This window comes from Exiguobacterium sp. s91, from assembly GCF_018618915.1.
Taxonomy (GTDB): domain Bacteria; phylum Bacillota; class Bacilli; order Exiguobacteriales; family Exiguobacteriaceae; genus Exiguobacterium_A; species Exiguobacterium_A abrahamii.
Genome location: NZ_JACSMZ010000005.1, coordinates 44641 through 69225 on the forward strand (window position 1 = coordinate 44641; position 24585 = coordinate 69225).

The 24585-nt window shown below is 41.5% G+C and carries 25 protein-coding genes and 1 pseudogene; 14 read left to right on the top strand and 12 right to left on the bottom strand.

The features are described from left to right. Positions 1 to 83 precede the first annotated feature (83 nt). The 6 genes and pseudogenes from KNQ06_RS17175 to KNQ06_RS15765 all read left to right on the top strand — a co-directional run bounded on the left by KNQ06_RS17175 (position 84) and on the right by KNQ06_RS15765 (position 5665). Positions 84 to 236: a DUF6171 family protein gene (locus tag KNQ06_RS17175; RefSeq protein ID WP_483298096.1), complete on the top strand. Its 153-nt coding sequence runs from the start codon at positions 84 to 86 to the stop codon at positions 234 to 236. A gap of 17 nt (positions 237 to 253) precedes the next feature. Continuing rightward, on the top strand, positions 254 to 1252 hold the full coding sequence (locus KNQ06_RS15745) for an aldose epimerase family protein (RefSeq protein ID WP_215148808.1): 999 nt from the start codon (positions 254 to 256) through the stop codon (positions 1250 to 1252). After that, positions 1249 to 2418 (top strand): sn-glycerol-1-phosphate dehydrogenase, encoded by a 1170-nt coding sequence (locus KNQ06_RS15750; protein WP_215148810.1) that lies wholly within the window; start codon positions 1249 to 1251, stop codon positions 2416 to 2418. Before KNQ06_RS15745 ends, KNQ06_RS15750 begins: the two co-directional genes overlap by 4 nt. After that, positions 2415 to 3362 carry a glycoside hydrolase family 43 protein gene (locus KNQ06_RS15755; protein WP_215148812.1) on the top strand — a complete coding sequence of 316 codons (948 nt, stop codon included), beginning with the start codon at positions 2415 to 2417 and terminating at the stop codon, positions 3360 to 3362. The genes KNQ06_RS15750 and KNQ06_RS15755 overlap by 4 nt, the downstream gene beginning before the upstream one ends. Beyond that, entirely contained in the window at positions 3359 to 4303 is a 945-nt protein-coding gene (locus KNQ06_RS15760) for a glycoside hydrolase family 43 protein (protein WP_215148814.1), read from the top strand. The genes KNQ06_RS15755 and KNQ06_RS15760 overlap by 4 nt, the downstream gene beginning before the upstream one ends. A 200-nt stretch (positions 4304 to 4503) precedes the next feature. Beyond that, a pseudogene (locus KNQ06_RS15765) lies at positions 4504 to 5665 on the top strand (IS3 family transposase). Between the two features lie 70 nt (positions 5666 to 5735). Here KNQ06_RS15765 and KNQ06_RS15770 read toward each other — a convergent pair. Further along, entirely contained in the window at positions 5736 to 7478 is a 1743-nt protein-coding gene (locus tag KNQ06_RS15770) for a methyl-accepting chemotaxis protein (protein ID WP_215148816.1), read from the bottom strand. A gap of 761 nt (positions 7479 to 8239) precedes the next feature. Here KNQ06_RS15770 and KNQ06_RS15775 point away from each other — a divergent pair. Both KNQ06_RS15775 and KNQ06_RS15780 read left to right on the top strand, forming a co-directional pair. Next, on the top strand, positions 8240 to 8860 hold the full coding sequence (locus KNQ06_RS15775) for a hypothetical protein (RefSeq protein WP_215148818.1): 621 nt from the start codon (positions 8240 to 8242) through the stop codon (positions 8858 to 8860). Between the two features lie 184 nt (positions 8861 to 9044). Then, positions 9045 to 9575 (top strand): hypothetical protein, encoded by a 531-nt coding sequence (locus KNQ06_RS15780; RefSeq protein ID WP_215148820.1) that lies wholly within the window; start codon positions 9045 to 9047, stop codon positions 9573 to 9575. Positions 9576 to 10013: 438 nt separating this feature from the next. Here the strand turns inward: KNQ06_RS15780 and KNQ06_RS15785 are convergent, their stop codons facing one another. Next, positions 10014 to 10301, bottom strand: a complete 288-nt coding sequence (locus tag KNQ06_RS15785) for a hypothetical protein (protein WP_215148822.1) — start codon at positions 10299 to 10301, stop codon at positions 10014 to 10016. A 111-nt stretch (positions 10302 to 10412) separates the two neighbouring features. Here KNQ06_RS15785 and KNQ06_RS15790 point away from each other — a divergent pair, with 111 nt between their 5' ends. From KNQ06_RS15790 to KNQ06_RS15800, 3 genes are all read left to right on the top strand, one after another. Continuing rightward, on the top strand, positions 10413 to 10883 hold the full coding sequence (locus KNQ06_RS15790; RefSeq protein ID WP_215148824.1) for a polymorphic toxin type 44 domain-containing protein: 471 nt from the start codon (positions 10413 to 10415) through the stop codon (positions 10881 to 10883). After that, the gene (locus KNQ06_RS15795) at positions 10843 to 11226 is read left to right on the top strand and encodes a hypothetical protein (RefSeq protein WP_215148826.1); all 384 of its coding nucleotides are present in this window, start codon (positions 10843 to 10845) and stop codon (positions 11224 to 11226) included. The genes KNQ06_RS15790 and KNQ06_RS15795 overlap by 41 nt, the downstream gene beginning before the upstream one ends. 80 nt (positions 11227 to 11306) lie before the next feature. Then, entirely contained in the window at positions 11307 to 12230 is a 924-nt protein-coding gene (locus KNQ06_RS15800) for a MerR family transcriptional regulator (RefSeq protein WP_285800523.1), read from the top strand. 253 nt (positions 12231 to 12483) lie between these two features. Here KNQ06_RS15800 and KNQ06_RS15805 read toward each other — a convergent pair whose 3' ends face one another. The 3 genes from KNQ06_RS15805 to KNQ06_RS15815 all read right to left on the bottom strand — a co-directional run bounded on the left by KNQ06_RS15805 (position 12484) and on the right by KNQ06_RS15815 (position 14314). Continuing rightward, positions 12484 to 12753: a type II toxin-antitoxin system RelE family toxin gene (locus KNQ06_RS15805; protein WP_047395636.1), complete on the bottom strand. Its 270-nt coding sequence runs from the start codon at positions 12751 to 12753 to the stop codon at positions 12484 to 12486. Continuing rightward, complete coding sequence (gene relB, locus KNQ06_RS15810) at positions 12750 to 12974, bottom strand: type II toxin-antitoxin system RelB family antitoxin (protein ID WP_026829710.1); 225 nt, start codon at positions 12972 to 12974, stop codon at positions 12750 to 12752. Before relB ends, KNQ06_RS15805 begins: the two co-directional genes overlap by 4 nt. Before the next feature lie 197 nt (positions 12975 to 13171). After that, positions 13172 to 14314 (bottom strand): copper resistance D family protein, encoded by a 1143-nt coding sequence (locus KNQ06_RS15815; protein WP_214859077.1) that lies wholly within the window; start codon positions 14312 to 14314, stop codon positions 13172 to 13174. 14 nt (positions 14315 to 14328) lie between these two features. Between KNQ06_RS15815 and KNQ06_RS15820 the strand changes: the two genes are divergently transcribed. Then, positions 14329 to 15360 (top strand): heavy metal translocating P-type ATPase, encoded by a 1032-nt coding sequence (locus KNQ06_RS15820; protein WP_215148830.1) that lies wholly within the window; start codon positions 14329 to 14331, stop codon positions 15358 to 15360. A 153-nt stretch (positions 15361 to 15513) separates the two neighbouring features. Here the strand turns inward: KNQ06_RS15820 and KNQ06_RS15825 are convergent, their stop codons facing one another. The 4 genes from KNQ06_RS15825 to KNQ06_RS15840 form a co-directional block, all read right to left on the bottom strand. Beyond that, positions 15514 to 17643, bottom strand: a complete 2130-nt coding sequence (locus tag KNQ06_RS15825; RefSeq protein ID WP_215148832.1) for a heavy metal translocating P-type ATPase — start codon at positions 17641 to 17643, stop codon at positions 15514 to 15516. Continuing rightward, positions 17636 to 18004 (bottom strand): ArsR/SmtB family transcription factor, encoded by a 369-nt coding sequence (locus tag KNQ06_RS15830; RefSeq protein ID WP_215148834.1) that lies wholly within the window; start codon positions 18002 to 18004, stop codon positions 17636 to 17638. Before KNQ06_RS15830 ends, KNQ06_RS15825 begins: the two co-directional genes overlap by 8 nt. 348 nt (positions 18005 to 18352) lie before the next feature. Next, complete coding sequence (locus KNQ06_RS15835; RefSeq protein WP_035413056.1) at positions 18353 to 18688, bottom strand: YolD-like family protein; 336 nt, start codon at positions 18686 to 18688, stop codon at positions 18353 to 18355. 178 nt (positions 18689 to 18866) lie between these two features. Then, positions 18867 to 19859 carry a DNA/RNA non-specific endonuclease gene (locus KNQ06_RS15840; protein ID WP_215148836.1) on the bottom strand — a complete coding sequence of 331 codons (993 nt, stop codon included), beginning with the start codon at positions 19857 to 19859 and terminating at the stop codon, positions 18867 to 18869. A gap of 292 nt (positions 19860 to 20151) precedes the next feature. Here KNQ06_RS15840 and KNQ06_RS15845 point away from each other — a divergent pair, with 292 nt between their 5' ends. Further along, the gene (locus KNQ06_RS15845; RefSeq protein ID WP_215148838.1) at positions 20152 to 20967 is read left to right on the top strand and encodes an SMI1/KNR4 family protein; all 816 of its coding nucleotides are present in this window, start codon (positions 20152 to 20154) and stop codon (positions 20965 to 20967) included. 302 nt (positions 20968 to 21269) lie between these two features. On the opposite strand, the gene KNQ06_RS15850 is transcribed toward KNQ06_RS15845, so the two are convergent. After that, a complete protein-coding gene (locus KNQ06_RS15850; protein ID WP_215148840.1) occupies positions 21270 to 21470 on the bottom strand; it encodes a hypothetical protein in 201 nt (66 codons plus the stop codon). A 596-nt stretch (positions 21471 to 22066) separates the two neighbouring features. Between KNQ06_RS15850 and KNQ06_RS15855 the strand changes: the two genes are divergently transcribed. Beyond that, positions 22067 to 22519 carry a JAB domain-containing protein gene (locus KNQ06_RS15855; protein WP_215148842.1) on the top strand — a complete coding sequence of 151 codons (453 nt, stop codon included), beginning with the start codon at positions 22067 to 22069 and terminating at the stop codon, positions 22517 to 22519. 511 nt (positions 22520 to 23030) lie between these two features. Here the strand turns inward: KNQ06_RS15855 and KNQ06_RS15860 are convergent. Both KNQ06_RS15860 and KNQ06_RS15865 read right to left on the bottom strand, forming a co-directional pair. Continuing rightward, complete coding sequence (locus KNQ06_RS15860) at positions 23031 to 23267, bottom strand: hypothetical protein (RefSeq protein WP_215148844.1); 237 nt, start codon at positions 23265 to 23267, stop codon at positions 23031 to 23033. A gap of 207 nt (positions 23268 to 23474) precedes the next feature. Beyond that, a complete protein-coding gene (locus KNQ06_RS15865; RefSeq protein ID WP_215148846.1) occupies positions 23475 to 23930 on the bottom strand; it encodes an Rrf2 family transcriptional regulator in 456 nt (151 codons plus the stop codon). Positions 23931 to 24585 lie beyond the last annotated feature (655 nt).

The window sequence follows — 24585 nt, forward strand, 5'->3', positions numbered from 1 at the left end:
AAGTCGTCGAGACAAGACGGTGTCGTACTTGTCCTCCAATAGAAGTAGACACTGATTGGTTATTGACCATCGACGCGGAAGTCATGGCACAAGTCACGGACGCTGAATATCAGGAACGTCTTCGTCAATGTGCAGTCTGTTCGTTTTACCAGGACGATACCTGTTTGAAATGCGGATGCTATGTCTCTTACCGGGCACGCCTTGCAACGAAGCACTGTCCGGTGAAGGTTTGGTGAAAAAGGAGCGACTTGAGATGGAACGACAAGAAGTAATAGATCAGACAGCGTTTACGCTCGAGAACGATATGTGTCGTTTGCGTATTTTGACATATGGAGCAACCCTGCAAGAGTTTTCGATTCAGGATGAGGGGTGGAAAAACCTCATCTTGTCATACGATACGGTTGAAGAATATAAGACAGATACGTATTACTTGGGCGCGACCATCGGACGTGTTGCTGGTCGAATCGAGAACGGGACATTTGATATGGACGGTGCGACGTATCATTTGCCTCAAAACGAAGGGAAGCATCATCTTCACGGAGGAGATGGTCTCCACTGTCGATTCTGGAAAGTGGAAGACGTATCCAACAATCATCTCATTCTTCGGTATGTAAGTTCTGATGGTGAGAATGGCTATAAGGGTGCACTTGATGTTAGAGCTACGTTTGTGTTGTTAGAAGACGGCGTTAAGATTACGTATGAGGCAATCAGTGACACGGATACGGTGTGTGATATGACAAATCATACGTATTTCAATTTAAGTAGTGGAAAACGAGACATCTTACAGCATGAGCTAACGTTACCGGCTAATCAAATTGCTGAGCTTCAAAACGATTTGATTCCTACAGGTCGCTTATTAGATGTCGATCAGACCCCATTTGACTTCCGTTCAGGACGAATGCTAGGGAATGGTCCAGCTTCAAGCCATCCACAAAATCAACTCGTCAATGGTTATGATCATCCTTTCTTGTTCGACGACCAACGAACAGCGACGCTGTACGATCCTGAAAGTAAGCGCTCCTTGACGTTGTCTACGACTGCGCCTGCTCTCGTGCTCTATTCAGGGAACCAGATGAATGAAGAAACGATGTTACGTGAGGGACGATCTCGAAAATATTATGGTGTTTGTCTGGAGCCGCAACATCTTCCCGATGCCGTTCATCACAGTAATTTTCCTTCTATCCGATTATCAGCGGGGCAGACGTATCACTGGGAAACGGAATATCGTGTCGGGAAAGGAGTCAGTCGATGAACCTCGAACAGATACAAAAGCAGGTTGCCACATGTTCTTGTGGAAATTCACACCATCCGATTTCGATTGAGCAAATCAATGCCTCGGAAAAGGTGTGGCAATCGCTAGTCAAGTTTGTGCAGAAGAAAGAGTGGCGGCGCCTTCTCGTCATTGCTGATGTCACTACGCAGACGGTCGGTTATTCCCCGTTGCAGAAAGCATTGATGACGTTAGGAATTGATGTAACCTTAGTCACGCTCTCACCGAACAAACAAGGGGACGTCTCAGCTGATGAACTATCAGTTGTACAAGTAATGCTCGAATTGGACAATAGTGTGGATGCATTAATTGCACTCGGAGCAGGTACGATTCATGATGTGACGCGGTTTTGTGCTGCGAAAGCAAAAATCCCGTTTCTATCTGTTCCGACCGCTCCTTCAGTGGATGGATTTACTTCAAAAGGAGCCCCCTTGATTATAAGAGGGAAAAAAATCACCTATCAGCTCGTCTCACCAATTGCAGTATTCATCCCAAGCGACATTATCCGTGATGCACCTCGGTCGTTAGTGGCGGCAGGTGTCGGGGATATGCTCGGAAAGTACACCTCCTTACTGGATTGGCGTTTTGGTGCCTTTGATGGACAAGAACCTTTTTGTCCTGTAGTTGCTCGATTGACAGAACAAGCCTTATTCGATTGCGTGAAAGCTCTACCAGATATCTATGAAGAAAAAGCGGAAGGTTTAGATCAGCTGATGAATTCATTGATCTTATCAGGAATCGCGATGTTAATTTTTGGACATTCACATCCTGCATCTGGTGGCGAACACCACCTCTCTCATTACTGGGAGATGGACTTCTTGACACACGAACGTCCGGCGGTCTTGCATGGCACTAAAGTTGCAATTGCGACGATGGAACTCATCGATACCTATAAAACGATGATTCAAGAGCACTCTACTGTACCGAGGGAGCTAGAGGAGTGGGCGAATCAGCTTCCGACACGACCGAAGATGGAGTCCGTTTTTAATGCATTACAAGCCCCGATTCGACCAGAGGAAATCGATATTTCACCCCTTCTCCTAGCGAGTAGCAAGAGAGAAGCGTATCGGCTTCGCGAAAGGCACACCTTGTTAAAACAGATGAGCTTACAGACGACCTACTTTGACACAGAGGAGCGTTCATTATGACAGAGGCAATCGTAAATCCATTCGTAGAACAACGCGCGGACCCATGGATTATGCATCATACAGATGGCTATTACTATTTTACGGCTTCCTTACCTGATTTTAGCGGGATTCCACTGCGTCGCGCTCAAACGCTCGAAGAATTGACTGAAGCAACAGAGAAAGTCGTATGGCAGAAACGTTCGACCGGAATCATGAGCGCCAACATTTGGGCGCCAGAATTGCACTATATCCAGGAAAAATGGTACCTCTATTTCGCGGCCGCGCGTGAAGATGCGATTTTTGATCATCGCATGTACGTTCTCGAGAATAGTTCCGCCAATCCCTTGGAAGGCGAATGGGTGGAAAAAGGACAAATCAAGACATGGCAAGAATCGTTCGCCCTGGATGCGACTATCTTTGAACACGAGAAACGTTTGTATTACATCTGGGCTCAGAAAGATCCTGAAATCGAAGGGAATTCAAATCTCTATATTTCTGAAATGGAGAATCCTTGGACCTTGACAGGACCTCAGACAATGATTGCGACACCTGAATATTCATGGGAAAAAGTCGGCTTTCTTGTAAACGAAGGACCTGCTGTTATGAAGCGGAATGGACATATATATGTGACGTTCTCGGCAAGTGCAACAAATCATAACTATTGTGTAGGTCTTCTTCGTATCGATGAAAAAGAAGATATGTTAGATGCCACTCATTGGAAAAAATACCCGCAACCCGTTCTTACGACAAATGAGTCAATTCATGAATACGGACCAGGTCATAACAGTTTCACGACACTCGCAGATGGGACCGATATAATTGTCTATCACGCGCGGAACTATAAAGAAATCGAAGGTGATCCATTATGGGATCCGAATCGCCATACGTATATACGACCATTTTCTTGGCAGGGAGATATGCCTGTTTTTAAAAACAGGATGGTCAACGAGGAGGTCATACGATGAACCAGATAGAGGATCGCAATCTTGTTTTAGAGCAACGGGCAGATCCATGGGTGTATCTTCATTCTGATGGTTATTATTATTTCACAGCATCCGTTCCCGAATACGATCGAATCGAATTGCGTCGTGCTAGATCTCTTTATGAACTAAAAGATGTAAAAGCGGTGACAGCTTGGGTCAAACCTGATAGTGGTCCTATGAGTGATTTGATTTGGGCACCCGAGTTACACTGTATTCGCGGGAAATGGTATCTTTATTTTGCAGCTGCGAAGTCACGTGAGATTGTAAATGGGCTCTTTGATCACCGAATGTTCGTTTTAGAAAATGGTTCCGATAACCCTCTAGAAGGCGAATGGATAGAACGAGGACAAATTCAAACACAGTGGGATTCATTTGCGCTTGATGCGACCGTCTTTGAACATCGAGATGTTCATTACTTAGTTTGGGCGCAAAAAGATTTTTCCATCGAAGGAAATTCGAACCTCTACATTGCGATTTTAGAGAACCCATGGACCATTCAATTGCCGCAAGTTATGTTGACAAAGCCGGAGCTTAATTGGGAGACAAAAGGTTTTCTTGTAAACGAAGGACCCGCAGTTCTTAAACGCAATGGACAGATTTTCATTACGTATTCTGCCAGTGCAACGGATGAGAATTATTGCATGGGTATGTTGAGTGCTTCAGAAGACGCAGATCTATTGAATCCGAATGCATGGAGAAAATCATCGTCTCCCGTATTTGCGACGAACGAAGAGGCTGGTCAATATGGACCAGGACACAATAGCTTTACGGTCGATGAACAAGGACAAGATGTTATTGTTTATCATGCACGGACATACACAGATATCGAAGGTGATCCTTTATACGATCCGAATCGTCATACACGGGCACAAATCTTTACGTGGACCATGGATAAACAACCGTACTTTGGTAAACCAACCTAATTACGTTAAGTATTAACTTCTTTAAGAAAATATAGTTAATCTTATAAAGTTGGTAATTTTTTATTTAAAAACCACGAGCTCATAAAAAGCATCCCTTACGTAGAATTATTCTACTGGGCTAACCTAAAATTTTGAGACAATATAAAACACCTTCGGAGTGGTACACTTTTAAAAAGTACTAACATCGGAGGTGTTTTTGCATGGGCAAAAACGTATATTCAAGTGAAGTGAAATGGGCAGTAGTCAAAGATAAGCTGAGTGGTAAGTTAACGACGAGAGAAATCATGGAGAAGTACGGAATCAAAAATGAATCTCAAATCAAAACATGGATGAGATGGTATCGCTCTAACGAACATTATCGATTTGATCAGCCAATCGGTAAACAATATACCTATGGACATGGTACAGATTCTGCGAGTGAGGATGACAAGAGAGAACGACAAATGTCACATCTGAAGATGGAAAATGAGATCTTAAAAAAGTACATGGAAATCGAAAGAGAGTTGAGAAAGAAGTAGTCATAAAAATTGTAGAGTTTCTTCGGAGAAAGTATACAAGCACCGCCATTCTTAGCGCTTTGAATGTACCAAGAGCAAGCTATTACCGTTGGATTAAGGAATCTGTGAAAGCACCTTCGGTGCTCGAAAAAACCGTCATTAAACTAAGTAAACAGACGAAGTATCGGAATGGACATCGAAAAATAAAGGCATTATTACAGCAAATCTATCAGTTAAAAGCCAATCGGAATACCGTACAGAAAATCATGCAAAAACACCATCTCCAATGTCGGATCAAGCCGAAGCGAAGGAAGATGGAAGTCTCGAGCGCATCATAACGGCACCGGATCTCATCAAGCGCGATTTCACAGCAAGTAAACCGAATCAAAAGTGGGTGACGGATATCACCTATATCCAATACGGCAGCACGACGAAATATCTTTCCACCATCATGGATCTTTTTAATAACGAAATCGTCGCATACAAGTTATACGAGCATCAACAAACGTCTCTTGTGATTGATACGTTGAAGATAGCGCTTGAGAATCGAAACTATCCCGAAGGGGTCATCCTTCATTCGGACCAAGGAAGTGTCTATACGTCATACGCCTTTCAAGAATTCGTTAAAAGGAATCACCTAACAAGCAGCATGTCTCGTAGAGGAAACTGTTGGGACAACGCAGTTATCGAATCGTTCCACTCTAATTTAAAGTCCGAGGAATTCCAGTACGTCAAATTTAATTCACTAAGAGACCATGAGGTCTCTGAACGCGTTATTAATTACTTAAATTACTATAACGAAGAACGAATCCAAGAAAAATTAGGCTACCTGACACCGAAAAAATACGGTGTACAGGCAGCCTAATCAAGGTGTTTTATATGTGTCTCATAGTGCTAGGTCAGTCTACTACAGAAGGGATGCTTTTTTTTGTAAATTAGATCTTAAAACGGTTTGTCCCTTGTTCTAGGGCATCTGTCGTTTCGTTTAGAGTGATGACTAAATCATGCAGAGCAGTCACCGTACCAATCATCTGCTCTGATGCTGCAGCGACTTCTTCGTTCCCAGCAGTATGCTCTTCTGCGACGGAGGCAATTTTGCCTAGTGCATGCCGAATACGATTTTCTGAGAGAAGGACATTTTGCATTTGCAGAGCCATATGTTGAGAAGACTGAGAAACGACTTCGACATGTTCTGTCAATCGGCTAAAGGATTGATCCGTATCAAGGATTGATTTTTTACCAGCCTCTGTCTCGTAAACTGTCTCCGTGAAGCTTTTTTCCATCGATTGAGTACTCACGAGTACACTATTGACTATGGAAGAGATTTGACTGACGTTTTCAGCGACGTGCATAGAGAGATTTTTGACCTCAGAGGCGACGACAGCAAATCCTTTTCCTTGCTCACCAGCTCGTGCTGCTTCGATTGTTGCATTTAAGGCAAGTAAATTGGTTTGTTCAGAGATATCACGGATGATGGAAATAAGACCTTGGATTTCCTCCGATTGTCGATTCAGCTCCTGAACTTGGTTTGTCGAACGTTGGACGTGAGAGTGGATGACGTTCATTCGTTCGACAGACTGGTGCATGTGCGCACGACCCTCACGAGTCAATTCGTTCATCTCGACAGTTGCTTGATTGATATTTGCACTGACATGATCTGTACTCTGAATCAAATCCGCGAATGCATTCATCTCTTCATTGAGAGAATGAGTCACATGAGTCTGACTCTCGGTTCCTACGGCAATCTCTGTCATTGTATGCGCGATTTGTGTCGACCCATCGAGTACTTCCTGTGAACTGGAGTCGATGGTTTCACTAGTTTGAGTAATCAATGTAGAAGTTTTTTTTATTTCACCAATCATCTTACTCAGCATGTCATTCATGTCTTGCATCGATACTGCAAGGGAGTGGATCTCATCGTTGGCGCTCACTCTCAAGTCTTGCAATTGAAAATCAGCGTTTTTTAAATCTCCTGCTGCAATGGATTGAGCGACCTCTTGGAGTATACGAATCGGATCAAGCTTACGCATAAGAATCCATCGTAAGTATATCAATGTGATACTAAAGAATAAAACGAGACCTAAAAAGAAGAGCGGGAAGTTTTGTTTGGCAAGAGCCATCGTTAATTCGTGTACCTCGTCTGCTGAAATATCCCCTCCTAAAATGCCGATAACGTTACCATCAGGAGATTTAATTGGAACGAAGACACTGATATACTTTCCGTATTTTTCGTCTTCAATGATGTCAGTTGCATGTGTCTTGCCTAAAAGAACGTCTTTGACGTCCTTATAAGAAGCACCGGTTGCAGGTGCTCCAATGTCACTAGCACTCTCTGAAGAGCTACCATCTACCATGAGTTTGACGTTTTCATCCTCTACGAGTGCCGTATACGTATAAAGAAGTCCATTTTGCTGACGAAGGTTATCTAGCTGAGAACGAAGCTTCTCATAATCTGTTCCTTTTTCAGGTTGAGTGAGAAACCGCTCATATGTTGTGGGATCAATTTGATTTGCAATCCGCTGTACATCTTGGATAGCTGTTTTTTTTAGAGTAGAGAGTGCCGTTTGTGTAGTATTGAAATAAAGAGCAACGTTACTAAATAAGAAAAACAAGAGTAGAATGATACCGATGATTTGAGAAAGTCTGTTTTTTAGTGAGTGCTTACGTTTGCTTTGCATACAATCCTCCTGAGTTTGTTTCATACAGACAGTAGTATCGGTACAAGCTAAAAGTTGTTTAGTCTGTAGTCAGAAGTAAAAATTTTCAGAAGTGTTTTGATTTTTATGTTTTGTGTACACAATTTAACTTCTAAGTAGGCTCAACAATTCTGAATCATAAAAAAAGCGACTTCTCAGTTCGATTAAAAAAGTTCTTGCTCATAGTGAATTTCGCGCAAAAATAAGTTTTGAGATCGTATTAACTTTTTTTAAGTAGCAAAATGGGTGTCTCGTTAGATTAAGAACCAAATGAGAAAGAAGCGTAAAAAAAGAGCCTGATGGCAAGTATCAAATTTAATCCTAAAAATGCCGATGGAAAGGTCGGAAAAAATGCGTATCGTTATTTGATACATAAAAATTTTCATTAGGTAAAAAATCTCTCGGACGACCTGTGTATCTAACTCCAGAAAGGTTAGAGCATGTACTAAGAAGACATCATACCGGAGTATGGGATGGGACGTTCGGAGCATATGACATGCAAACTTTTTTCCCGAACGGTACGAGCTATAGTCAGATAGTAGACTGGATGTCAAAATGTTTAAAGGATAAAGAGTTAGTCAAAGAGGTACTGTTAAAAAGAAATACCCTAGGAAAAAATCGATTGACTTTTAAAGTCGATTATAATGGTATGCGCTTTAAAATAGGTCTTAAAAAGGGACCGAATGGAGAATTGATCATTGATCAATTCTATCCAGTTTATCAACTATGGAGGTTTTAATCACGTGAATGATCAAGTTTTAAAAATTGATAAGATTGAACTGCAATTCAAATGTCGGGATGGACGAATCCAATCGATTGAAGAATTTTCAAGGCAGTTCGAAAGAGGAATTTTATTTTTTGAACATCCTGAAACGGTGAATGACTCAGTGGTCATCATGGATATAGTCTCAAATTATGGGTCACATTCATGCTATTTCAAATTCGATAGAATGGATATTGATATGGGCCACTATCTGATTGATGAGCTCGTGGCTAAATGGTCGCTTATTTGGACATGGTATAATCAAGCTCATTTCGATTCTAATAAACAGCTTAGAAAATATCCGTCAATTTTTGAAATGGTAAAGAGCCGTTTTGGTGAGACGAGTAAAGAATATGAAGCGGTTCTCAACTCATCACCTGAAGAAGTCCGGATGTACATGGATGCCGGAGAAGTCGATGAAATCGATGACATTCACAAAAATATGGACTGGATGATTGAATTTGATAATAAAAACTCGTTCGAAAAAATGAGAAGAGAAAAGATTTACTTTGAGCATGATTTTCAAGTTTGGGTCGACCTTGATCATTCACTCCCAGCTATCCGAGAGATAATCTCAGAGTTGGAAGGAACAGAAAATTAATCACTCTATGAATAAGTAAGCGAATCGCCCTCTCTAAGAAAATAGGTTTATGAAAGATTGGATTACAGAGGAGCATATACATTTCGACATCGAATTGTATACGCTCTTTTCATATGTCTCATTAGAATAGAAAATTGATTATGGATCAACTTTATCTGAAATAACCGTTATGGAGGTATGGATAGTGGATGACATCGTTCTAAAAATTGATTCGATAGAACTGAAATTTAAGAATGAAGATGGGAAGATTGAATCCTTGGATGAATTTTCATCTAATTTTGATCAAGGTTTTTATTTAGATGTACACTCAGAAACATTTAAGGATACTAAAGTAGTTTTATGTCTACAATCAAATTTAGGAATTCATACATTCAGTTTTGGTTTTAATCGCAAGGATGTCGTATGGGGACATTATTTAGTGGATAAGCTCGTACAAAAGTGGAAAATTATTTGGGAATGGTTTCATCAGGCCAGTATAGACTCCAAAAGTAGTTTTGATGATATGGAATCTCAGATAAACCACGATAATCTAGATTGGGTTATCGATTTTGATGACAAAAATTCATTTGGGAAAATCAGAAATGAATCTTTGTACTTTGATCATGATTTAAGAGTATGGGTGGACCTGGAATACTCGTTATCGGCTATTCGAGAACTGATTAGTAAAGTTGATGTGTACTCAACGTATATTCACGTTTATAGTCTTTTCAAATGAGGTTTTATGAGATACATCAATAGGTCGGACTGGAGTTGAGTCGACATGGCGTGAACCGGAAATCGTAAATAGTGATTACTTCATTAAACGTCACGACGATTTCTAACCTCAAGAAAAATATACACTTAAGCAAGAAAAAAGATTTATTAGCAACTAACCCATTCAATTTTAAGATAGCTTACGATTGATTAGCTGATAAGTACGACGCTTGAAACCCTCTCTACATGATCAGCTGAGATAAGCGTATGACCCGCGTATACCCCTTTAATGTCGCGAGACGAACATCTATGCTCGAATGAAGATTAGAAAACCCCTAAAAGGGGTTTTCTGTGAGTCCCTACCATTCTGTTTCAGTTCAATTAAAGGTATTTAGCATGGTGTTTTAAATTGAATAAGCATGAAGTTCTCTATTTTTCTTTTATTAAAGATTAGTATGTTTTATGAGAAAGGTAATGCAATTAATGTAATGATTAAAGTAATAATCATAAAAGTAAGATTAATTAAGAGATTAATTGTAAGCCCAATTTTTTGTTTTATAGTTGTTTTAAACATTGCTAAAAAAGAAAGCAAAACAAAAAATGCGCTTAAAAAAACTGAAAACATAACAGGGTTTATTGAAAAATTGTCTAAAAAGAATGAATGAAAATCTTTGTTAAAAAATGAGTTGTAGATAAAGAAAAATACCAAGATTGTTGCTAGATATAAAGTAAAAATACTTTTTTTCATTTCTATCCTCCTATTACAAATATTTAAAAATAGATATACTCCTTTTGTAAAAAACAGTATTTCTATTAATAATTTTATCCTATAGCATATACCAATGAAAGGGAGCTTAAATTGAAAAAAAGTATTTTAATATCGTCTTTAGCTTTGTTAGCTATTACATTAAGTTCGTATTCAAACGTTAAAGCTGAAGAAGTAGAATCTGCTGAGGGCACGGTAAGTGCTTACGGTGTAGTAAATCCGGGAGGGAATGTCACTTCTTCATTCTCATCAATCATGTTAAAAAATGCTGCAAGAGCTTATCAATATAAGATTGCAGATATAACTTTTCCTGTTGGAACGGGTCGTTTTTTTGCTAGCAAAGTAAAGAGTAGAGGACCATGGGATTACAAGCATGCTTATGGAACGACCGAAAGATATGTTTTCGGTGGTCGCACAATGAAAGGCGAAGATTTAGGGAATATGCATTATGGTTATGTAGGAAAATTTGCAGGCTTTACTACTACTCAATTGAAAACTGCTGCAGGTGTTGTACAAATCTATAGTGAAACTGCCAAAGTTAAATGGTACAAATCATATTTTTGATGATCCTAATGATCAGGCAAGTATAATCAGAGGAATCAATTACTATAATAATAAAAATTTACCTACAAAATCATCTAGTTCAAGCATGCAAGTTCAAGCATTCATGGCTAAGGGAAATGACTCTAATTCGATGAAACTTGTATCCCTTAATAATATTGAAGAAAATAGTGGGACATCAGAAGAGTCTGCATTTCCAAACGGAATGACTGAAAGTCAATTTTTAGGTCAGTTATCGTTAAAGGAAAGAACAAGTATCATAAAAGAAGCTAAGGAAACAGCTGAAGAAATTTTAGATGATCCAGCTTATGATTCTGAATTAGAAGATCTCGGAATAGAAGATTAATAGTTGCTTTTGAAGCAAAAGAGGGAATACCTAGGTGATGTCTTCTCAGATTGTAGACGACCCGTCATTTTGTAATTGAAATGGGGGGACGTTATAGATGTGATCTACTAAAAGGAAAAGATTGTATACGTTTCGATGTCGAAGCATATACAATCTTTTCCTGTTTTCTAATTCATTACCGATTAATCCATTTGATCTTGAACATCGCAAAATTACTGCATATGACAGCCGAGACATTACGGCATTACGATCGGATTGGTTTGATCAAACCGCATCGTATCGATTCAATAACTGGCTATCGTTATTATTCCATCCATCAGTACGAAGTATTAGGAACGATTCGAGAATTAAAAGAGATTGGACTCAGTTTAGAGGAAATCCGCTCTTTCCTAGATGAACGAAACTTGGAAAAATCCTTATCCATTATGGAAAAGCATCAGAACAAGCTACAACAAAAAATTCAACAATTGATTCGAATCGAGAGTAGTCTGAAGCAAAAAACAATGTATCTCAAGCGAATCGCAACAGAAGGCGCAACACCCCGACCTAGCGTTCGCTATATAGAAGAACGTCACTTCTTAACGACGCATATGGAAGTCTCAAATGACATCGAATTAAACTACGCTGCGATCAAGATGGAGGATTTATTAGAACGACATGTCCCCTTTGTGGCAGGAAGTTTTTTAGGATTGTTGTTTGATGCGAAGAAACAAATGATAGAGAATGCTATTCCTTCCTCCACTTTGATAGCGCAGACGGCATTCCTGAACGATTATCCAGCATCCCAACTGATCCGTGTTCCAGCGGGCTATTTTGTGTGTCTCCGTCATTTTGGACAGGTATGGGATCGTAAAGGGAGTATAGGCGAGTTAAAAGCTTACATCGAAGAAAATCAACTTTCGATTGATGGTCAATCCATCCAAATGGTAGAAGTAGATGTCTCTGTAACAGATCGCTTGGATGAATCTTTGTTTGAGATACAAGTTCCTGTATTATTTCAATAAACTTATCAATAACAAGAACTGCGTATACATTTCGATGTCGAAACATCCACATAGTTCTTGTTTGTTTTATTTACGTATAATCTGTTACTAAAAAACATATTGATAAAAAGATGAGTTTATAGATTTTGAATATCATGATTGATTAACTAGATACACACTTGTGAAAGAACAATCATTTTTGTATACAAAACGGTCGTTTTAAAAACAAAAAAAGAAAACTCACATATTTCCTCAGATGTGAGTTCTACCTGTCTTATTTATAGATATCACGACGATGCCCGATCTCGAGAATCAAAATCACGACTTTTTCATCTTGAATGTCAGCAATCAGACGATAATCACCGATGCGATACCGCCATTCACCCGAGCGATTCGAGACGAGTCCTTTACCATGACGACGCGGATCATCCGTCCCGACCAGATTCTTCTTGATCCAGGACATGATGATCCGCGCTTGTTGAGGATCCATCTTCTTGAGAGACTTTTGAGCTCCGCGCTCAAACTCTACCGTAAATGCTGTCATTCTAAATCAAGTTCCTTCATCATATCGTCGAAAGAGATCGCTTCTGATTTTTTACGGTGTGCTGCCATCGAATCATGATAGAGTTGTAAATCGATTTCGTCTTCGATGCGGTCGAGGACGGCATCGCGAACGAGTGTAGAAATCGTGATGTTTTTTGCCTTCGCATATTCTTTGATGAGTCGTGTATCCTGGTCATCCAGACGTACGGAAATGGTACTCATGATTATCAGCTCCTTTGTAATACATTGTAATACATATTCCAGTAGTAGTCTAGAAATGGCACCGATTTAAAATAGGATTGAACCTGTTATAACTAGTATGAAAATGATGAATAAGTATGAAAAAAGAAAGACTGCTGTATCGCATGCCTTTCTTTTTGTATAAGACGTCGCACACGCTGAAATGCTCATGTGGAGGATCATAAATACACGGAAATACTATACAACGCTGCGAAAAATAATGAGATCGAGACGCCTAATCCAAGATAGAGGGTCTTGATGGAGTCTTGGGTTGATCGGATGACGTACACCAACAATCCCACGAAAAGGAGGCTGATTGCCATCAAGAAGAGGGATATCATGGTCGGCTCGAACCGGATATCAGAATAGGTGAAACGCAAGCTAGGGAAAAGAAACCCTGACAGTGGACCAGCCCCGCTGGATTGAAGAGTATCCTTGATCGAGTGAGGGGGTTCCTGTTGACCGAGCCACGCAGTCGCTGTGAAGAGAAGCAGGATCAAGATGCCTTCCATGCGCATCCGCATCCGTCGGACTTCAAACGATCGTTCAGGAGACGCGTAACTCCACTTCCCGTTCATGATACCGATGATCAGCACGGGTAGAATCAGGACGTGTTTCCAGAGTAAGGCTTGTCCATACGGTAAAATCCAGGAATCGGAATACTCCTCTACCTGCACGACGACAGACATCAGATAGATGCCGGAACCGACGATCAGTAAGAAACATAGCGTCACGAGTGGTTTGAACCATTCGAGGAAGATGCCCCAGTTACGGTCTGATGGACTCCAAAAGCCGAGTATGAGCAATCCACCGGTCCAGATGAAGACGGCGAGTGCGTGAATAGAATGTACGAGCATGCCTTCTGCCCCTTTGATGCTAGAGGCGTGCCCGGACCACGCGAACGTAACGACCATCGCCATAACAAGGAATACCCCTAGTTTTATACGTCCAGGACTGAGTGATGAACGATTGATGACGATGAGAAGGAGTACACTCCAGAGAGCCATCAGAATCCAAGCGTTCCCTGCCTCGAATGTAAGTAACACGGATTGCAGTGTTATCCAAAAACCGATCTCTTCATATAAATACAGTACGATTCGTAAGACGGACAGGGAAAAGGATAACAGCATCAGCACGATGAGCATGCGAACCCAGCGGATTGAAAGCGATACGTCAGGTCGGTAAGAACGAGGGATGAGCTGGACGGAAAAGAAACCGATCAACAGCGCAAGACAACCGTAGAGGAGCGTATCGCCGATCAGATAGAGCGCGGTCATCGCTTCCGCCCCTTCCCGATAAATCAGATCAGCTCGTCCAAACATTCACCGTTTCCGGGATGGACTGTAGTAGCTGTGCTAAGACGATCGAACAACACTTTCAAAAGATGCAAAATGTCCAGACCGTCACATTTTCGTTTGCCCGTGGGGAGATGGAAATCGACCATCAGCTGGATGCTCGACAAGTCCAAAGCGAGCTGAACAAGATCGGTTTCGATGGATACGTCAAGGGAAAGAAAACGTCCGAGGCACCGGTCCGGTCGTTCGAGGGGATCTCCTTGATCCTGTCCGGGATTTTGATTGGTCTGGGATTGCTCATCCAAACGAGCGGAGTAGCGTATCTTCCGAATGTTTTGTACGGTATCGCCTTGATCCTCAGTGGGGGGAGAGTTTTCCGGAGTGCCTATTATGCCGTCCGTGCCCGCTCACTCGACATGAAAGTATTGATGAGCGTAGCAGCCATCGGTGCCGCATGTATCGGGGAGTGGCTCGAGGGAGCGACCGTCGTCTTCCTCTTTGCCATCGGCAATTTGCTTCAGAATCGCTCCCTTGCGCGGACGCGCAATTCCATTCAGAAACTGATCGAACTGTCTCCGAAGGAAGCCTTCGTGCTGACGGACGGGGACGTTAGACGTAAACCGGTGGAAGCGGTGCGAGTCGGAGAAATCCTCCGGATTCGACCAGGTGATCAGGTTGCACTGGACGGCACGATCCTGAACGGGACGACGACCATCAATCAAGCACCGATCACGGGCGAATCGATTCCTGTCGATAAGAAGGAAGGCGATCACGTATTTGCCGGAACGCTCAACATGGATCGTTCGTTCGACATGATCGTCGAGAAGACGTATCAAGAGACGACGCTTGCGCACATCATTGAACTGGTCGAGGAAGCGCAGGATAATAAAGCACCGAGTGAAGCGTTCATCGATCGTTTCGCGAAAGTGTATACACCGTTCGTCTTCCTAGGTGCATTGTTGCTGATGATCGTCCCACCTTTACTCCAACTTGGTAGTTGGGGAGAGTGGTTCTATAAGGGGGTAGCGTCAGGAAAATGCGGATTTACAATGCTAAGGAAATTCCCATACTAAAAAGCCAAATTTCTCAACATCAATTGAGAAATTTGGCTTTTTCCGTTGCTCAGTTAAAGCGTCCTTTAGTTGTATATTTCCTGTTAATATCCCTTTTGAAGCATAACATTGTTTTCAATGATCGCACCCGATAGTTGACGCCCATTTTAGAACCTATTCTTTGATTTTCAATAAGCGTAAACTGTTTAATGTTACAAGTAAAGTTGCTCCCATATCAGCAAATATAGCTATCCAAAGTGTTAACCAACCGGGCATGACCAAAAGTAATGCCACTAATTTAATCGCCAAAGAGAAGGTAATGTTTTGCTTGATGATTGCTAAAGCCTTACGGCTTAATTTTATTGTATATGGCAATTTACTCAAATCATCAGACATTAAGGCGATGTCAGCCGTTTCTAAAGCTGTATCAGTTCCAGCACCACCCATTGCTACACCAACGGTAGATGCCGCAAGGGCTGGAGCATCATTCACGCCATCTCCGACCATCCCCACACTTTGATGTTTTTCTCGAAGTTCTTTAATAAAATTAAACTTATCTTCTGGAAGTAAGTCAGCTTTAATATCCGAAACACCAACTTGTTTTCCGATGGCTGTTGCCGTTCTTTGGTTATCGCCTGTTAGCATCACTGTTTCGATTCCCATATTGTTCAACTTGCCGATAACTTCTTTAGACGATTCCCTCATTTCATCGGCTACGGCAATAAACGAAAGAATTTCTTTTTCTGTTCCTAACACCATCACCGTTTTACCTTGAGTTTGCATGTCGGCAATTTTTTCTTTCCTATCGCTTGAAATGCTTCCGTGTAATTCCTCAAAAAGATTTGGACTTCCCACATAATACATTTCATTATTTATTTTGGCTTTAACGCCTTTACCTGTAATGGATTGAAAATCCTCTACTGTTACTTCGTTGAATTTTAATCCATTTTCTTCTGCTTTTCGCATAATCGCTGAAGCAAGAGGGTGCTGTGATCCTTTTTCAATGGCTGCTGTTATGGTCATTAATTCATTTTCATTTCTACCATATGTCACAATGTCTGTTACAGCAGGAATCCCTTTGGTTAATGTTCCTGTTTTATCAAAGGCTATCGCTTTTAAGTGTCCTGCTTCTTCTAAATGGATACCACCTTTAATTAAAACACCATTTTTCGCTGCATTTCCTATTGCTGTAACCACAGCAACTGGAGTTGAGACTACTAAGGCACAAGGACAACCAACCACTAATACAGCTAAGCCTTGATAAATCCATTGGCTCCAGTCTCCGCCAAATAATGGTGGAACTACCGCAATTAAAAGAGCTAGTATGACAATAGCTGGTGTATAGTATTTTGCAAATTTATCGACAAACGCTTGAGAAGGGGCCCGTTCTGCTTGGGCTTCTTCTACCAAGTGAATGATTTTTGAAAGAGTAGTATCTTCAACTCGTTTTGTTACTTTAACCTCAAGTAACCCTTCTTCATTCAAGGTTCCTGCAAATACTTCATCATTTGTGGTTTTCGTTACTGGAACACTTTCACCTGTAATCGCAGCCTGATTTAATGTCGATGTACCTTTAACCACTATTCCATCCATTGCTAACTTTTGACCGGGCTTAACAATCATGATGTCTCCAACTTGAATATCATCAACATGAATCATCATTTCTTCATTGCCTCGTCGAATTAACGCTTCTTTTGGGGCAATATCCATTAAAGATTCAATAGATTGACGTGCTTTATCCATTGAATAACGCTCTAATGCTTCACTAATCGCAAATAGGATAACAACGGTTGCCCCTTCACCCCATTCACCAATGATTGCAGCTCCTATAATTGCAATAGTCATAAGCGTATTCATATCGAAATTTAATCTGCTTAGATTTTTGAGACCTTTAATGAATAACGAATATCCACCGATTAAAATGGACGCTGCATAACCAATTGTCGGTAGAACATGCTCTTCACCATACTGCTCTCCTAAGAACCAGCTAACTACAAGTAAAAGAGCTGATATATATACCTTAATGTTTTCTTTCTGCTTCCAAAAAGGTTCTCGTTCTACCCTTTGTTCTTTTTCATCTCGAATTTTTAAATTTTCAAATGCTCCTGCTTTTTCTAATTCTTCAATGGTTGTCGTCCCTTTAACATAAACTTTAGATGCTCCGAAATTTACTTTCGCATCCTGAACACCGGGAAGTTCTTTAACATTATTTTCAAAAATGGCTGCACAGTTAGTACAAGTAAATCCTTGAACACGATAGGCTTTCATTTCTTCTTCAGACAGTTTTGCTTTCCCACTAGACATTGATCTTCACCTCTTTCTTATGTGCCAATGCAATCATCATAATTTGTCTGATATGCTCATCATCTAATGAATAAAATGCAAGTTTTCCCTCTTTTCGAAACTTAACAATCCCTTGCTTATGGAGCGTTCGCAGGTGATGAGAGGCATTTGCAACCGTAACACCTATAATATTTGCTATATCACACACACACAGTTCGTCATCTTGACATAAAACATAGGTAATTTTTGCTCTATTTTCATCTGCAATAGCTTTTAACATTTGGGCAACACTAGAAATATCTACTGTCTGTAAATCACCTTGTATTCGATTGACCTTTTCTTCGTCATAACAATAAATTTCACAAGTATCTTTCTTAATCACATTCTCACCCCAATATCATTCAAGTGTTTATTTGAATATAGTGTAACTATTTTTAATAATTCATTCAAGTGTTTTTTTGAATGAGTAAAAAAATTCATAAAAAAAGAATTGGAGTACCCAATTCTAATAACAAAATAACCAAACTGCATAAGACTTTAAGTACATAACATTATCTGGCCAATTAATGGAATAGGACTGAACTATTTGTTCTCTTCCGATAGCTTTCTATATAATGAAGCCCTAGACACATTTGTAATTTCACAAAATATGATGTGATGCCAAAAGTGGATTAGATGATGTTCAAATTTAACATAGTCATTCGTCCTTATTTTGACCATGATTTTTTCTTCACTCCGTTAGAGTAACGCTTAATATTTGCTTGAACGGAACGATTTCGATATCGAGATTTCGTTTGACGAGGTGGACTTCCTCCTGCACATAGTCGAGCTTCTCAACGAAGGCATCGAAACGATGCGTCAACGGACCATTCATCGCCGTCACCGTGACGATGTCTCCGCTGAAGATGGCGTCGTTCAACGCGTTCTCGATCGTTCCATCGATTGGTCCCTCCGTATCCTCGAACTTGAAATGATGGACCTCCTGGTAATAGCGTTTCAGCAATCCTTTATGTTCGGGCATCAGAAACGGAATCCATTTCTTATTACCCCGATCTTCATAACTCATCGAAATGACTCCTTTTTATAATAAGAACGTTTGTTCTTATTATGTTCCTCATTTCTTTCGTTTTCAATCCGCTTTTTCGACATCTCATCAATTCGATTGTTCCTGGGAACAAAAAAGGCAGCGACGATTACCTCGTCACTACCTCATTATGTTTCGGCTATTTGATTGGACTAGAGATTCATTCTCCGACCATGCCGTCATGGTCGTTGTCCCGCATATATTGGTACAGCCAATGCTTCTCGGTGATTGGCATCATGAAGCCTGCGTCCTTCGCTTCCTGGATCGTCACTTGACCATTGCCGTCGGTATCGACGCGCGAGACATCCTCGGTCGCTGCAGTATCGGGAGTCGACTTCGCTGTCGTTTCTTGTTTTGTCTCCTTTTTCTTAGTTAAACCGAGTGCCGCATTCGTCTCGTCCGGATTGTCGTTCTTGAACCGGTCGACGACAGTGTTTCCACGGACCGTATAGGTATACTGATACGCGGATGGAATCATCGTAGACGTATTTGGATAGGTGATTTGCGCCTCGAAGTTTGTCGCGCCACCTGCCTTGCGGATGACGTCCTCCATGTACGCCTGGTCCCCATGACGATTCAGTGTACTGTCCTGCGGAGTGATGTTGTAGGCGTTCGAGACGCCACCGAGCGAGTCGGCGATGATATGTCCTTCATCGAGATCTGCGCGTTCGACTCCAGGTACCTTCGCTTCATCGGAGTAGTAGCGTCCATCACGCGTGACGTCTTCCGTCGCATCATCCTGGAGGACGATCTTCTTCGCGATGACGCGGACCAGCTGACCGTATTCGTTCGTGAACGCCCAGTATTTCCGGTCACCGAACCCGATGTCGACGACGACATTCGCCTGACGACTGCCGGACAGGTCTCCGCCATCGACCGCAATTTTCTTATATCCTGTGAAAGAATCCTGCGGACTCGTCGTTTTTGATTCCGTTGATGCCTTCGTCTCCTTTGGTTGCTTGGTTGTAATCGTATCAGCCTCTTTTTCAGGAGGTTGATCGGAAGCCTTCTTCGCATCAGTCTTTTGTGTAGTCGCGTCGTCCTGTTGCGTCACTTGCTCTGTTTGATCTGGTGAAGGTGAGGTTGTCTCCGTATCTGTACATCCTGCCATCAATAAGACGGAAAGGGGAATCGTTATGTAAGAAATCTTCATAGGTGTACTCCTTTTCATTCAGTCTGTCATTGCGTCCTTCATTATAACGCTACTTATTAGTTCTTGCTGTCTTATTTGGAATCAATAAAGCGACAAATGATCCTTTCAAAGGCATGGAACAGAGCGATAGCGCTTTGTCTAATAGAAATGCACCGTAGACCGTTCTGTTTCCGTATTCTAAATTACGTCTCGTCAGCATTCGATTCTCGATCGTGCCAAATTTTAAAAAATATAGCGTATAGTGTTAAGGAGTATATAAAATATGTACAAATGTAGTGAAAGAGGTGCTTTGATGAATTTTTGGGATGAATCATTAGAAGATGAGGTTGCTTTATTACTAAATAAAGAAGACGTAAAACAAATCGAAAAAGAATTAGGCGCTCGCCTTCCTAAAAAATACATCGAAAAGTTAGAAGAACAAAATGGAGGGGATCTTGTATTCGATTCAGTGAATGTTGATTTCGAGAACACATGGTCTGATGAAGAAGAGGGTCTTCATCTACCTTTGTATCGATTCAATCCGTTAACAATCGAGGAGTTTGAACACGGCGTGTCCATATTGAACGAATGGGGATTAACAGGACAAATGATGTTCTTCGGAGAGGGCGAAGGTAGTTATATGTGGTACTTTGATTTTGATGACAACCCTAATGAACCACAAATTTGGTGTTTGGATATTTCAGTTGAGACAACGCATCTCGTAGCGGAAAGCTTCGATTTACTCCTCGAAAAACTTGTTAGACGAGGAAGTAAAGACGAAGATGAAATTGAATTATCGTACGATGATGTGTTTGCCGATTATCCGACGATGGATGAAATTCGAAAGACTATCGCAGGAGATGATGAAGACGAGCGACTTGCGGCTTACTACATGTGGTTGACACGACTTCAACACCTTGAAGGATTGGTCAACGAATTGCGTCAACGTGTTCAAGATTCAAGCGATGAAGATGAACTAGATTCGTATGCGGAGCTATTGACTGAAACCTTAATAAACTATTCGACTGAGGATGCCATGACACATGAGCAGGCAATTGCATTGTTCAAAGAGAAGAAAGATGTCTCAGATTTAAGTCATGTTATAGAGCGGCTCGAATCAGATATGTAAAAGACCAAAAGGCTTTTGTAATATAGCATTAAAATAAAAAGAGACAAATCCTTATAAAACTAGGACTTGTCTTTTTTATATGTGATACAACAATTTATGCTAATAGCGAGATCTGACTTTTAAAATGCTTGGAACGCCTCTCTCGCGACCTTCCTGTCTCAACTTTCTTTTTCGCAGGCATTTCGGTATTTTATAGTCCATCGACGATATCGGTCGTCAGGATAAATGCAATAAGCATTGTAGATTTAGGAAAACGAGTCTCGAAGGGGTAAAGAAAGACAAAAAGAAAGTACAAAATAGTTTTATTTAATACGAATGGCTCTCGATAATTCGACAATAAGATAGGCTGTAATAGCAAATAAAATCGCTCTAGTTACTACGATTCCGTTTAAAGCTAAAGTAAAACCACTAGGAATAAAATCTTTAATATTGATTGTAAAATATGAGGAAACCAAAATTGTTAAAGATAATATCCAGATTGTTACTTTTTGATTGTTATTCATAACTCTCCACCTTAAAAAATAATAAATTTATTATATCACGAAAATATAAGAATAGTCTTTAATGTTTTTATGAATTAGTATATGCGTTTATCAATTTCTTGCGAAAATAATATCAACAATACTTCTCATATCAATCAATTAGATACTGTTAAAAATACTGAAGAATTTAGCGTGGTTTAAGTTAAAATGAAGTATTCCTATTCATTCACAGGAAAAGAACGATAACTACCGTGATTACAGATCACTTAGCCTATGGAAATCCTTAAATGATTCTTTCAAAAGCATGGAACAGAGCGATCTTGCTCTGTCTGATGGAAAGGGACCGCAAGCCGTCCTGTTTCCGTACTCTAGCTCGCTCCTCGTCGGCGCAAGGGCCATCAAAAAAAGCCGCTGCCGTTCCTCGTCTTCCTCCGCGTTTTGGCTCAAAGCAAGGCTTTTCGCTCGCGGGCTCCGGAAGCCTTCGTCCCGGTGCGCTGTTCGCTTTTTTTGATCTTTCCCTGCGGTCACCCTTGCACCGTCTCGCGACGCTCGCTGCGTTCCCGTCAACAGGACGGCACCGTGTCGGACTGCATCCCACTCGCGAAAGGAGCTTTTCCATGAAACTGACTACACTCGTTGAAATCACCCGTATCCGCCAAGAGGTCCGTGAACCGGACGTCGCGCTCGAGACGACACACATCACGTCACCCGAGGACGCGTTCTGTGTCGCGAGACGTTTCATCCAGGACGATGACCGCGAGGTGTTCCTCGTCATCCTGCTCAATACGAAGAACCGCGTCATTGCCGTCCATCGGGCACACGTCGGAAGCATCAACTCAAGCGTTGTCCATCCCAGAGAAATCTTCAAGTCCGCCATCTTAAACAATGCGACGTCGCTCATCGTCAGTCATCAGCATCCGAGTGGTGACCCGCACCCATCACGGGAAGACATCGAGGTGACCGAACGGCTCGTCGAGGTCGGTCGTATCGTCGGTATTCAGCTGCTTGACCACATCATCGTCGGTGCCGATGAAGAGTTCGTCAGCCTGAAAGCACAAGGTGTTTTGTAAAAGAACAATATGCGTAGACGGACGGGACACCCCCGTCCTGTCCGCGCGCGAGAGCATGGACGAAAAACGACGACGTTTTTCTTTTGAGAGAGCGCAAGCGAGTAAGGAATGGATTCGTTCCGAATCCAAGTGCATTGAAAGACCCGCAGTGGACGGATCCACTGCGGGTAAGAAAGTACATTTGGTCTCTTCTATGTAGAAGGGTGTTATGGAGGATACAGTAGTGAGACAAGTAGTGGAGTGCATGAAGGTTCGAGGAGAGATAGCTGATTGAAGTGAATCGATCCTCCTGTAGATAGGTAGTGCTCCTCTTTCAGCACAAGAAGAATTTTCGGGCTCATGCGTGAGGCTGTAGGCTGCACGCAGCAACATCCTCATCGCACCGCTGCCCTCCTGCCGGACCGATAACGAGAGCTGCGATTCGCCTGCGCGAGGCATCTCTACGTTCCTGTTCCTTGCGACGGAAGGCACGGAGCGAAATAGAATAAAATATTTATTTAAAATGAATCTTTTAGTTCAAAAAAAGATGAAGCTCTAGATAGAGTTTTTGAGCATTTTCGATGGTTTGATTTGAAGATGAAGCAGTCAAGACTTCAAGAGAGAACTCTTTGCGCATCTCTTCAAGAACGCTTTCGACTTGCTGTCGCTTCAAAGGTGAGTCTGTTGCATGTAAAAGGCGTGAATACATCTCAAGAAACTCTTCTAAAGCAACTTGTCGACAACGGTCTTGAAAATCAGACGAATGCATGAAACGTTCTCCTTTCTATCATTTTCGCTAGATGCGGTGAAGAAGTAGTAAGTAAAATAAGGTGATTTTTTTGATGACGTTCCGATCGACTGTTGGTATGGCTAACAATATATAACGTCCACCACACATGTGATTAGGTCTGTTTCTCATAGTAGTCTTTGTCGGGACGTACTAGATGAATCAGTCGATGATATGAAGCAAAAGTGATCAGGTAGAAGCGGTTTCGACACTTGGGGTAGAAGGGTGAAGAAGTTCGACAAGTTGATCCTGATTATCGAGTAAGTCCTCCAGAGAATGTTTCGCAAGTTCTTGATGAAAAGCACGCAGTGCCTGTCCGAGAACCCCTTTGAGACGACAGGCAGGGGCGATGATGCATTGCCCGTTCGGACTGAAGCATTCGACGATATCTAGCGGTTCCATCTGACGGACGACGGTTCCGATATTAATCTCTTTTGGAGCACGCGTCAGTCGGAGTCCTCCGTTTCGCCCTCTGACAGATTCGACATAACCAAGCTTCGTCAACTGCTGGGTAACCTTCATCAAATGATTCGGGGAGATTGCATAGTGTTCTGCGATTTGTGGCATCGGGACGATTTCCTTAGGATGAGCACCGAGATATATCAAGGTACGGAGTCCGTAATCTGTGTATTGTGTGATGCGCATGGTTATCACTCCGTTCGAAGAAGGGTTGCTTAGTTATTTTATATTTTATCTTTGATCGATTGCGATCAGTAGAATAGTCAGCATCCTCAATCATAAATGTAATTCAGGAGTTCCGTACAATCTCTTATTTTGGTAACGCTGTATCTTGATAATAAGTGGAAGCACTACTGAATTTAATACTCGTAGAAAATAAAGACAGAATGAATGATTCAAGTGAGGTGATGAAGTGCTGAGTAGTCGTATAGAGACAAGAAAACTGTAAGGGAGGGCAATCGGTCGGAAATCGAAAAAATTCTTCAGAAAAGTGATGATCCGGTAAGGAGATACTCCACTCGTGAGAAGAGAGGTTTATACATAAGACAAGACGCTGTCTGATATCCGGAGGGACGCAGGTTTGAAAATCCAATTGCTCTTGATCGAGAAGTGAGTATGATCGTCGATACTCGACCAGTGAACCGACTCTTTTCTTTTGAATGATCCGGATCGATAGGAGTCCAATGTTCTGTAAGATGTCATGACATTGAAAGTGTTGAGATAACCTTGGCATGAGGGTCAAACTTTGGGGTTCCGATAAGGTCGACATAACGAATTTTCTCCTTTCTATCACAGCCTTAATACTGTTTAACAACAGCATAAATATGTTATTAATACCTTG